Source organism: Parabacteroides johnsonii DSM 18315, assembly GCF_025151045.1.
Taxonomy (GTDB): Bacteria; Bacteroidota; Bacteroidia; order Bacteroidales; family Tannerellaceae; genus Parabacteroides; species Parabacteroides johnsonii.
Window position 1 is genome coordinate 3,956,997 of the sequence record NZ_CP102285.1, and the last position, 11,889, is coordinate 3,968,885.

The window sequence follows — 11,889 nt, forward strand, 5'->3', positions numbered from 1 at the left end:
GCGTAATATTTGTTTCAGACCTTTGCAACCAAATACATAACAAGCAATTATGGAGACATTTTATCTCTTTCTGATCATTTTTCTCTTTGTGCTGGCAGTGTTCGACCTGTCAGTCGGAGTTAGTAACGATGCGGTCAATTTCATGAATTCGGCAATAGGCTCGAAAGCTGCATCTTTTAAAGTCATAATGGTGATTGCCGCGATCGGCATCTTTGTCGGTGCCTCGCTTTCCAACGGTATGATGGACATTGCCAGGCACGGAATTTACCAGCCGCAACATTTCTACTTTTCGGAGATTATGTGTATTTTGCTGGCTGTCATGCTCACTGATGTGGTGTTGCTGGATATTTTTAACTCTCTGGGAATGCCCACTTCGACTACCGTTTCGCTGGTTTTCGAATTGTTGGGCGGTACGGTTGCGATTTCATTAATCAAGATTGCCAATTCCAACGGTGCGCTCCAGTTGGGCGACCTGCTGAACACCGATAAGGCTTTTACGGTGATACTTGCCATTTTCCTTTCGGTGGCGATCGCTTTCTTCTTCGGGGCTATTGTCCAATATATCTCCCGTCTGATCTTTACCTTCAATTATAAGAAGTATGCGACTTATTTCATCGGGCTGTTCGGTGGTCTGGCTGCAACTTCCATCCTTTATTTTATGCTGATCAAAGGTTTGAAGGAAAGCTCTTTTATGGAAGGCGATCTCAAAACGATGATCTATAGTAATACGGACACGATTGTGTGGGGAGCGCTTATCTTCTTCACTGTATTGATGCAGATTCTCCATTGGTTGAAGGTGAATGTCTTTAAAGTGGTGATCTTATTGGGTACGTTTGCTCTGGCATTGGCGTTTGCCGGTAACGACTTGGTGAACTTTATCGGTGTTCCGTTGGCAGGCTATTCTTCTTATATGGACCTGATGGCACAGGGTGGTACGACTACGACCGATACTTTCCTGATGGAGTCGTTGCTTGAACCGGCCAAAACCCCGTGGTACTTCCTTGTCGGTTCCGGTTTGGTCATGGTGGTTGCCTTGGCTACTTCGAAGAAGGCGCAGGCGGTGATTAAAACGTCTGTGGATCTGGCCCGACAGTCGGATGGAAATGAGAATTTCGGAACGTCGCCCGTTGCACGTGTCCTGGTGCGTACGTGCAATAACGCTTCCAGTACGATATTGAGTGTGGTTCCTTTGCGTGTGAAGGACTGGATCGACAGCCGTTTCAATAATAATGAGATAATACTTGCAGATAAGGCCAGTTTCGACTTGGTACGTGCTTCGGTGAATGTCGTGCTTTCCGGTCTCTTGATTGCGTTGGGTACTTCGTTGAAGTTGCCGTTGTCTACGACTTATGTAGCTTTCATGGTGGCGATGGGTAGTTCTTTGGCCGACCGTGCCTGGGGACGTGAAAGTGCGGTTTACCGTATCACCGGTGTGCTTTCCGTGATTGGTGGCTGGTTCATTACGGCAGGTGCAGCCTTTACGATCTGTTTTCTGGTCGCTCTGTTGATCCATGTCGGTGGTATTGCGGCAATGGCGGCAATGGTGGGGTTGGCGATCTATATGCTGATCCGCAACCAGATTCTGTATAAGAAAAAGATGAAGAAGGAAGCGATGCAGGAAGAAGTCGATTCTACGATTTCCAAGCTGCGTGAGACAAAGGACAAACGCGAAGCTCTTTCCTTGTTCCGCGAACATAGCCGCGACGAGCTTTGTAATGTGCTGAACTTCGCTTCCGATGCTTTCAACCGCTCCGTTCATGGCTTTATGGACGAGAACCTGCGTGAACTTCGCAAGGTGATGAGCGCGATCGAGGAAAAGAAGAGTTACTTGAAACAGGTCAAACGTGTCGGCACATTGGGCGTTACCCAGTTGGAACATGATATTGCGATCGATAAAGGTTTGTACTATTATCAGGGAAATGACTTTGCCAGTGAGATCGTGTTTAGTATCCGCCGTCTGACGGAACCGGGCAAGGAGCATGTCGACAACCATTTCAGCCCGCTCAGCGAAGTACAGAAGGAAGATTTCGGAAAGATGACCGATGAGATCGTTTCTTTCTTGAACCGCAGTTCAGCTATGATTGAAAGCAATGATTACCACCGTATGGATGACCTGATCGCCGAATCGGTCGACCTGACAGCTAAACTGACACTTCTGAAAAAAGAGGAACTGAAACGTATCCAGGGACAGAGCGGCAGCACGAAGGTCAGCATGGTCTATCTGAATATGGTACAGGAAGCACAGAATGTGGTATCCTTTACGGCGAATTTGCTGAAGGTGAGCCGGAAGTTCCAAAAAGAATAATCGAGGTGTTACTTTGGGCTTGATCCAAAAGTAACCAAAAGATCAAGATTGTTCTGTTACTTTTCTCTTGAAAGAAAAGTAACCAAAAGTTCAAGGCTTAACCGTCTGGGCTACTCCGGGCAAAGACTACGCTGTCGCCTGCGAAACTCGCTTCGCTCAGACAGCGCAGGCTCCGGACGCTTCGTCTTTGCCCTCCGCTTGACGCCCATCCGCTTAGGCCTTTCGTAGAAAGCTGCGCTTTCTCTTGGGATGGCCGATGCCGACCGTTCTTCTGCGATCCCGCGTCAAGCGTGGGAACAGGATAGTTTCGAAGCACCCTCACAAGTGCGAGGATAAGCCCAGAGGCAACACGGAGGCAAATACAGGGACAAGCCCGGAGACAAGCATAGGAACAAGCCCGTTCCCACGCTTGACGCGGGATCACAAAAAACAGGCGGTATCGGCCATCCCCGAAGAGCCGTCAGGCTCTATTTCCGGCCTAAGCTGGTGAGCGTTAAGCGCAGAGACCGCAGTGAGCGCCCGGAGCGTCTGCTGTTTGAGCGAAGCGAGTTTCAGACGCGACAGCGAACGGAGGGAACGGAGTAGCGAAGCAGCTTAAGCCTTGATCTTTTGGTTACTTTTGGATCAAGCCAAAAGTAACTATAACAATAGCATTGTCTTCTCTTTGACAAGATCACTCTCATCCATCTGAAGCGAAGGAACCGTACACATCTTGATATAGTCGCCGGTCTGACAGGTGTAGTCATAATAGGCCTGTTGCTCGGGGGTGAAATCCTCCTTTTGGATCAGGCCGCTTTTCATGGATAAAAATTCTTCCGTATCCGTGCAGTCCGACTCCTTGATAAGCAGGATACGGCGTGCGACCGGGTTCCGATTGTAGTCAAGCCCGATATATAGACCGCGCAGTTGCCGGGGATTCCGGAAAAATGGGATTTGCAGATAGATTGTTACTAGCGTGAATTGAGGCGAGGGGTTTTCGCTGAACATACAATAAAAGTTCTGCGGATCACCTGTGACTCCCATGCCCCATTGCGCCTCCCCGTAAGCATTTAACCGCCCGATGCGGATGTACTCCTTGTTTTCGGACAGGCTGATGATGAAAGGTTCCATCTTCAGGCAGTCCGAAGAAGAAGAAAGGCTGTAACTCGTATAAAGTCCGCATATGTTGTCCACCCGTGTGGTGGAAAGCTGTATTTCTTCTTGCAAATGTTCGAGGAAAGGGTTGGCTTTCCGGTCGGATTGCATGTTCGGTTCCATCCCGTCCAAACGTTCCAACAGTTCCGGTAGGATGGACAGCAGGCGCCGTTTGGATATGTTGTTGACCAACACGATCGCATGGTCCAAAGCTTCCTCGTGCGGGCAGTTTTTTAGTTCCTCGAAATAAGCCGGAAGCACTGTCGTGTACAAAGAAGACAGGATGCTGGGAGCCATTCCGGCACAGTCGGCAATCTCCTTCATTTTTATCCCGTTATTGCGCAGATATTCTATCCGCCGGTAGAGTTCACGGAAGTCGTCCATGTTGTTCTTGTTTACTGTTTTGTATTGCAAAATAAGTACAAACGTGTTGCATTTCCGTTACATGAATGTTACATAAATATTGCTTTATAACCGATTGATTTATAATACATATAAATAATAAACATTCATGCCTTCAGTAATATTCCTGTAATATATCACGCCTACTTTTGCTGCCGTAAACAAAATGACAGTGTGTTATGAACTACGAACAACAAACTAAAAATCCATCTCGGAAACGGTTATCCGATTTTCTTTTTATCCTCTGGGCCGGCGGTGCGGCTCTTTTGTCTTACTCATTGGTATATGCACTGCGCAAGCCTTATACGGCGGCTGCTTTTGAGGATGTCGAGTTTTTCGATATGGATTATAAAGTGGTTGTTACAATCTCCCAGATAGTAGGATATGTGATTTCGAAGTTTATGGGGATCAAGCTGATCTCCGAACTGAGACGGGAAGAGCGTTTGAAGTTTATCCTGATGTCTGTCGTGATGGCGGAGCTTTCGTTGGTTTTCTTCGGTCTGCTTTCCGCTCCTTACAATATTGCAGCTATGTTCCTGAACGGCTTGTCGCTGGGTTGTATGTGGGGTGTGATCTTTAGTTTTATCGAAGGGCGTCGGATGACGGATATCCTTGCCAGCCTGTTAGGAGTCAGCATGGTGATCAGTTCCGGGACGGCTAAGTCGGCAGGGTTGTATGTTATGAATAACCTGCATGTGAATGAGTTCTGGATGCCTGCGCTGATCGGAGCTGTTGCACTGCCCCTTTTGGCGTTGCTCGGATATGCCTTGGATCGTCTGCCGCAACCGACCGAAGAAGATATTGCGATGAAGTCGGAGCGTGCAACACTGAACGGGAAACAGCGTTGGGAGTTGTTCAAGAATTTTATGCCTTTCCTCATGATGTTATTCGTTGCCAATATAGCCATCGTGGTGCTGCGCGATATAAAAGAAGACTTTTTAGTGAATATCATCGATGTTTCCAAGTATTCGCCTTGGCTTTTTGCGAAGATCGACAGTGTGGTGACGCTTATCATCCTGGTGGTTTTCGGGTTGATGGTCTTTGTGAAGGACAATCTGAAAGCGCTTTCCATCCTTTTCGGATTGATTATTACGGGGATGGTCGTGATGTCTGTTATCTCTTTCGGGCAGGAACGGTTCCAGCTTTCTCCCGTTGTCTGGCTGTTCATCCAGAGTCTTTGCCTGTATATCGCGTATCTTACTTTCCAGACAGTTTTCTTCGACCGGTTCATTGCCTGCTTCAAGATTCATGGGAATGTAGGGTTCTTTATTGTGACGACGGACTTTTTAGGATATACCGGGACAGTGCTGGTGCTCGTGTTGAAGGAATTTTGCAACCCGCATATCGACTGGGCGGTATTTTATAACCAGTTTGCCGGATATGTCGGCATCTTCTGCTGTATCACCTTCATCTGTTCCTTTGTATATTTGCATCAGCGTTTCCGCAAGGAAAACGGATTGGCTGCCAAAAACAACGCAGTGCTCGAATTGGATACGGCTCCGCGGAACGCGATCACGATGGCTTGATAAACGAATCAGTATAATAAAAGAAATAAATCAGTTATGAAAAAGATTTCGTGTGTGATTATGGATTGGGCCGGAACGGCTGTCGATTTCGGCTGCTTTGCCCCTTTGAATGCTTTCCTGAAAGTTTTCTCCGAAGAAAAAGGGATTGATATCACCTACCGGCAGGCACGTGAGCCGATGGGATTGTTGAAAATAGACCATATCAAGGCAATCCTGAATATGCCGGAAGTAAAAGCCAAATTCCAAGCTCGCTATAACCGTGACTGGAACATGGATGATGTAAATGAAATGTACCGGAGTTTCGAGAAGCATTTGTTCTCGTCTCTTCGCAACTTTACGGACCCGATCCCCGGTGTGTTGGATACGATGAAACTATTGCGCGAAGAAGGAATTAAGATCGGTTCGACAACAGGCTATACGCAGGCGATGATGGATGTGGTCCGTCCCGATGCGGCTGCTAAAGGCTATGTGGTGGATAATTTGGTTACTCCGGACGATGTTCCCGCCGGACGTCCTGCCCCGTATATGATCTATAAGAATATGATCGATCTGGCTATTCCTTCTGTCGATAATGTGGTGAAGGTGGGTGACACGATTGCCGATATCAAGGAAGGAGTGAACGCCAAAGTATGGAGCATCGGCATCGTGACCGGCAGCAACGAGATGGGACTGACAGAAGAGGAATACAACCACCGTTCGCCGGACGAACTGATCGAACTCAAGCGCGAAGTGCGTGAACGGCTGTTGAATGCCGGCGCCCATTTCGTCTTGGACAATATTACGGAACTTCCCGCCTGCATTGAGAAAATTAACGGTAAATATTGATTTATAATAAGAACGTCATGAATACAAAAAGAAACTACCTGCTGCTTACCCCCGGTCCCTTGAGCACATCCGAAACAGTTCGCGAAGCGATGCTTCAGGATTGGTGTACCTGGGATAAAGATTATAACGAAGGAATTGTAACCCCTATCCGTAAAGGTCTGTTGGCTATTGCCGGACTGGATGAGGACGAATATACGGATGTCTTGTTGCAAGGCAGCGGGACATATTGTGTGGAGGCTACCATCGGTGCGGCTGTGAAACCGACCGACAAACTCCTGATCCTGGCAAACGGCGCCTACGGCAAACGTATGGCACAGATCGCAGAATACTACCATATTGACCATGTGCTGATCTCCCTGCACGAGACGGAACTGGTGACCGGCGAAGTGGCCCGCAAGGCCCTCGAAGCCAATCCGGGCATCACACATCTGTCGATGGTACACAGCGAAACGACTACCGGCCTGTTGAACCCGATCGAAGAAGTGGCCGAAGTCCTGAAGGGTCGTAACATCACCTTTATCGTAGATGCCATGAGCAGCTTCGGCGGTGTGCCAATTGATATGAAGAAGCTGGATATTGACTTTTTAGTCAGCAGCGCCAACAAATGTATCCAGGGGGTTCCCGGTTTCGGCTTTATCATTGCGAAGAAAGATAAGCTGGTGGCCACGAAAGGAAATGCCCGCTCTCTCTCACTCGACATCTATGCGCAGTGGGAAACGATGGAAAAAGGCGGCGGCAAATGGCGTTTTACGTCGCCAACACATGTGGTGCACGCTTTTTATCAGGCCATGAAAGAGCTGAATGAAGAAGGTGGTATCGCTGCCCGTTCGGAACGCTATAAGCAAAATCACCGTACATTGGTCGATGGTATGCGTGCGTTAGGTTTCAAGACCTTGCTGCCGGATGCTTCGCAAGGCCCGATCATCACTTCTTTTCTGTATCCTTCTGCCGACTTCGATTTCCAGGCTTTCTACAATCAGTTGAAGGCGAAAGGCTTCGTCATCTATCCCGGTAAAATCTCCGACGCCGATACATTCCGTATCGGGAACATCGGTGATATCTTCCCTAACGATATGGAGGCGCTTTTGCAGGCGATACGATCAATAAACTACTAAAAAGTTTTAACATCCTTATAAATGAGGGTGTGTCAAATTGATATTACCGGGCGCAGACGACTCAGAACACGCAGACGGAGGCGGATTTATTTTGTTGATAATTAATAGTATCTGTGTTAATCAGTGCTTGTATGTGTCATCTGTGTCCCATGAATGCCGATATTTGACACATCCCGTTTTACCGTTAAGAAATAGCAAATCGATAGTTGCGATGTAAGAAGATTTTTGTTCCTTTGGGGGCGAAAATCAATAAGGCATTTAGTGAAATCTTTTATTTGCATCCTGCTGGTATTATTCCAGTTTACAATATTTACAACGGTAGGAGCGGTTTGCGAACCGCCCTTCCGTCTTTCCGTATCCGATACGGGAGTACAGGACAGTGTATCCCGGATGTCTGTCGTCGAATATAAATTCAAACCGAAAAGCTTGATCCTTCCTGCCTCCTTGATAACAGTCGGGGCGATTGGCACTGCCATAGACGGGATGAACGATTTCCACCTCTTTTCCCGCAAAGATTCTGTCAAGAAGATACGGATCGACGATTATATGGAATGGGGCATGCTGGGGTGGGTTTTTGTCTGCGACCTGATGGGGAAGGAGAAACATAATTGGGTGGACCAGCTTTGTCTGGTTGTCATTGCCGAAGGCTTCAATGCCGCCATGACACGGACAGTCAAATATACTGTAGGTGAAATACGTCCTGACGGCGGTCCCCATTCGTTCCCTTCCGGACATACCGCCAATGCTTTCTTAGGGGCGCATATCGCCTGGAAGGAATTTAAGGACAGCAGCCCGGTTTTAGCCTATTCCGGTTATGCGCTGGCGACTTTCGTTGCTTGTTCACGCTTGTATAACAACCGGCATTGGGTGGCCGATGTGGTGGCGGGAGCTGGTTTCGGTATCCTTTCTGTCGAACTTGCCTATCTGACTTATTTTCCCATCCGTAACGCGATCGCCCGTAAAATCAATATGAAGGGAAGTGATCGCCTGGTTGTCGCTCCGGCGCTTGGTCCTACTGGGGGAGGCCTTTATTTGTCATGGAAATTTTGATGACTTGTGATTTAGATGCCGATGATAAATCATAAGTTATAAATCTTTTCCAGCTCTTCGATAAACGTCCGGTCATTACTGAGACGGGGTATTTTGTGCTGGCCGCCTAATTTCCCTTTCCTGCGAAGCCATTCGTAGAAGGTCCCTTCGCGGGCAACTTGGATTTCCAGCGGTTGGAGGGAAATTTCTTTATAGCGTTTGGCTTCGTAGTCGGAATTAAGCTGCTGTAAAGCCTTATCCAGTAAGGAGGCAAAATTATCCAGCGAAGGCGGCATTTTCTCGAATTCGATCATCCATTGATGGCGGCCTTTCGCCTTGTCAAGCATAAAGAGGGGAGCGGCGGTGTATTCTTTCACTTTGGCTCCTGTCTGGCGGCAGACGCTGCTGATCGCTTTGTCGGCATTGTCTACCATCAACTCTTCTCCGAAGGCATTGATAAAGTTCTTGGTACGTCCCGATATCACGAATTTGTGCGGATAAAGGGAAGTGAAACGGATTGTATCACCGATCTGGTAACGCCATAATCCGCCGGAGGTCGTGATCACCATCGCGTAGTTTTTCCCCACCTCTACAGCTTCCAACGGAAGGACGGTCGGGTGTTCTCTACCTACCTCGTTAATCGGGATAAATTCATAAAAGACACCGTAGTCGATCATCAGCAGTAGGCTGTGTTCTGCCGGATCGTCCTGGAGACCGAAAAATCCTTCCGATGCGTTGTAGGTTTCCATGTAATGCATCCGGTTGGAAGGGATCAACGCCTTGTACTGGTCCCGGTACGGTTCGAAACTGATCCCGCCGTGGAAGAATACCTCCATATTGGGCCAGACATCTGTCAGGTATTCGCTTCCTGCCTTTTGCAATACCGCCTTGATCAGTACCAGCATCCAGGAGGGAACACCGGACAAGCTGTTCACGTCGGCTTTCCAAGTGCTCTCGACGATCGCCTTGATCTTGCTTTCCCATTCATCCATCAGGATAATCTTTTTGTCGGGGACGCGGATCAGGTTGACAAGAGGGTTCAGATTCTGTAACAGGACGGCGGAAAGGTCCCCGCAATGTGCATTCCGGTTCAAAGGGGAAGGGCTGTGGCTTCCGCCCAATATCAACCCTTTGCCGGCAAAAAAATGACTGTCGGGATGATTCCGTAAATAGATGGAAACGGTGTCGAAACCACCTTTGTAATGACACCCTTTCAGAATTTCGGGTGTGACGGGAAGGAACTTGCTTTTGTCGTTTGTGGTGCCGCTGCTTTTTGCGTACCACCGCACGACCGAAGGCCAGAGAATATTCTTTTCTCCGTTGATCATACGGGTGACGTATGGTTTTATGTCGTCATAGGTCTGCAAGGGAATCCGCTCACAAAAGTCTGCATATCCTTGAATACTTTTGTAGTCGTATTTTAGCCCCCACTCGGTATTTCGGGCGGTAGACAAAAGGGACTTCAACTGTTTGTGTTGGATGGCGTCTGCATCCTGGGCAAACTTTGCGATCTCTTTTTGCCTGGGGCGGAAGAGTAGTGATATTGTATTTGTCAGAATATCCATGCTCCTGTTGTTTGAATTGCATGCAAAGATACGATAAATTCCCTATCTTTGTGCAATGAGTACTTAATCCCGAAAAACGATGAAAATAGGTATCCTTTCCTCCGGTGGCGACTGTCCCGGAATAAACGCCACGATACGCGGTGTCGGTAAAACGGCCATTATGCACTATGGCATGGAAGTCATCGGTATACACAGCGGCTTTGTCGGCCTGCTGAATAAAGATGTCCAGACTTTCGACGAACGCAGCCTTTCAGGTATCCTGAACCTGGGCGGTACGATCTTGGGGACTTCCCGTGAGAAACCTTTCCGTAAACTTCTGGCTTCAGGCGAAAGTGAGAAACCGCAGCTCATCAGGCAGAATTATGAGGAGCTCGGTCTGGACTGCCTCGTCTGTATCGGTGGCAATGGGACACAGAAAACCGCCGGTATGCTCTCGGCGATGGGCTTGAATGTGATCGGTGTGCCGAAGACTATCGATAACGACATCTGGGGAACGGACATAACGTTCGGTTTCGATACGGCTGTCAATATCGCGACCGAAGCGATCGACCGCCTGCATTCGACTGCCAGTTCGCACAAGCGGGTGATGGTGGTGGAGGTGATGGGACACCATGCTGGATGGATTGCGTTGTATGCCGGCATGGCTGGAGGTGCCGATGTAATCCTGCTGCCTGAATTGGGTTTTGACATGGACAAAATAAACGAAGTGATTCTGGATCGTGCCCGTCGTGGTAAGCCTTATTCTATCGTGGTTGTGGCCGAAGGGATCGAAACGCCCGACAAGGAGCGCCCTTCCGTTTATGTGACGCGTGTCATAGAGGAAGCGACCGGGATAGAGAGCCGTGATACCGTTTTGGGATATATCCAGCGCGGAGGTAATCCTTCCCCCTTCGACCGTAACTTGGCTACCCGTTTGGGCGGACATGCTACGGAGCTGATCGCAAACGGACAATTCGGACGTATGGTCTGTATGAAAGGAAATGAGGTCGAGTCGATTCCTCTTTCGGAAGTAGCCGGTAAACTGAAACTGGTGACTCCCGAACACGATCTGATCGTTCAGGGAAAGCGAATGGGAATCTCCTTCGGAAATTGAAAAAGAAGAATTGACAATTAGAGGAGAGAAAAACTAATTCTCAATTTTCAATTCTCCTTTCTCAATTGCCATTGCTTCTTCAGGTAGGTCTTCGAACTCGTTATCGGCTGTGTTCTCGCCGGTTTTCTTTTTTTTGAGCTCTGAGATGAATTGCTGGAATGTCTTGTCGGTCCGCAACTTTTTGATCGCCATCTTGGCTGCGCTTTGCTGGGATTCTTTTTTCGAATAGCCGATGCCGACTCCTATCTGCGTGTCGGAGAGCGTCACGCCAGTCTGGAACACCGGGTTTCCGTCGTTATCGGTAAATGATTCGATCAAGTCGAATGATATTTCAAGCTTGTTCTTTTGGCTCCATTCGATCAGGCTCGATTTGAAATTGACCTCTTTACGGGCGATTGTTTCCAGGTTGACATATTTCTTGATGAGCACATTTTGGATGAAGTTATAGCAGACTTCGTAGCCCTGGTCCAGATAGATTGCACCGATCAGTGCTTCAAGGGCATTTCCATACATGTAGTTGTTGTGGGAGTTTACTTTGGCGGAATACACGACCATCTTTTCGAGTCCCAGTTCGACGGCAACGCGGTTCAGTGTATCACGCTGTACGATTTTGGAGCGGGTATTGGTCAGGAAACCTTCCCGCTTGTTCTGAAAGTGGTTGAAAACGATGTCGGCTACGACCGCATCCAATATGGCATCGCCCAAAAACTCCAACCGTTCATTGTTCAGCCATCTGCCGTCACTGCTTTCTATGGAAGAGGATTTATGGTGGAAGGCTTGTTCATAAAGGTGGATGTTATCGGGATAAAAACCGAGTATCTTGTATAAAGAAGAATAAGGCTCCTTATTCATGTTCTTGAGGAGCCTTATTCTTTTGTATAGCTTTGTAAACACG

General features: G+C 48.1%; 9 protein-coding genes. 6 read left to right on the top strand and 3 right to left on the bottom strand.

Annotated elements, in window-relative coordinates:
* Nucleotides 1–49 precede the first annotated feature (49 nt).
* Entirely contained in the window at nt 50–2,305 is a 2,256-nt protein-coding gene (locus NQ564_RS16195) for an inorganic phosphate transporter (RefSeq protein WP_008146954.1), read from the top strand.
* Between the two features lie 639 nt (nt 2,306–2,944).
* Here the strand turns inward: NQ564_RS16195 and NQ564_RS16200 are convergent.
* Nucleotides 2,945–3,823, bottom strand: a complete 879-nt coding sequence (locus NQ564_RS16200) for a hypothetical protein (RefSeq protein WP_008146956.1) — start codon at nt 3,821–3,823, stop codon at nt 2,945–2,947.
* A 197-nt stretch (nt 3,824–4,020) separates the two neighbouring features.
* Between NQ564_RS16200 and NQ564_RS16205 the strand changes: the two genes are divergently transcribed.
* The 4 genes from NQ564_RS16205 (at nt 4,021) to NQ564_RS16220 (ending at nt 8,357) form a co-directional block, all read left to right on the top strand.
* The gene (locus NQ564_RS16205) at nt 4,021–5,367 is read left to right on the top strand and encodes a DUF5690 family protein (protein ID WP_008146958.1); all 1,347 of its coding nucleotides are present in this window, start codon (nt 4,021–4,023) and stop codon (nt 5,365–5,367) included.
* 36 nt (nt 5,368–5,403) lie between these two features.
* Nucleotides 5,404–6,192, top strand: coding sequence for a phosphonoacetaldehyde hydrolase (gene phnX, locus NQ564_RS16210; RefSeq protein ID WP_008146960.1), 789 nt, complete (start codon nt 5,404–5,406; stop codon nt 6,190–6,192).
* 17 nt (nt 6,193–6,209) lie between these two features.
* Nucleotides 6,210–7,307: a 2-aminoethylphosphonate--pyruvate transaminase gene (gene phnW / locus NQ564_RS16215; RefSeq protein ID WP_039848004.1), complete on the top strand. Its 1,098-nt coding sequence runs from the start codon at nt 6,210–6,212 to the stop codon at nt 7,305–7,307.
* Nucleotides 7,308–7,568: 261 nt separating this feature from the next.
* Nucleotides 7,569–8,357, top strand: coding sequence for a phosphatase PAP2 family protein (locus NQ564_RS16220; RefSeq protein ID WP_039848005.1), 789 nt, complete (start codon nt 7,569–7,571; stop codon nt 8,355–8,357).
* 29 nt (nt 8,358–8,386) lie between these two features.
* On the opposite strand, the gene NQ564_RS16225 is transcribed toward NQ564_RS16220, so the two are convergent.
* Complete coding sequence (locus NQ564_RS16225; RefSeq protein ID WP_008146963.1) at nt 8,387–9,901, bottom strand: GH3 auxin-responsive promoter family protein; 1,515 nt, start codon at nt 9,899–9,901, stop codon at nt 8,387–8,389.
* A gap of 79 nt (nt 9,902–9,980) precedes the next feature.
* On the opposite strand from NQ564_RS16225, the gene NQ564_RS16230 reads away from it, so the two are divergent.
* Nucleotides 9,981–10,994, top strand: a complete 1,014-nt coding sequence (locus tag NQ564_RS16230; RefSeq protein WP_008146964.1) for an ATP-dependent 6-phosphofructokinase — start codon at nt 9,981–9,983, stop codon at nt 10,992–10,994.
* A gap of 33 nt (nt 10,995–11,027) precedes the next feature.
* On the opposite strand, the gene rnc is transcribed toward NQ564_RS16230, so the two are convergent.
* Complete coding sequence (rnc, locus tag NQ564_RS16235; protein WP_008146965.1) at nt 11,028–11,888, bottom strand: ribonuclease III; 861 nt, start codon at nt 11,886–11,888, stop codon at nt 11,028–11,030.
* Between the last annotated feature and the right edge of the window lies 1 nt (nt 11,889).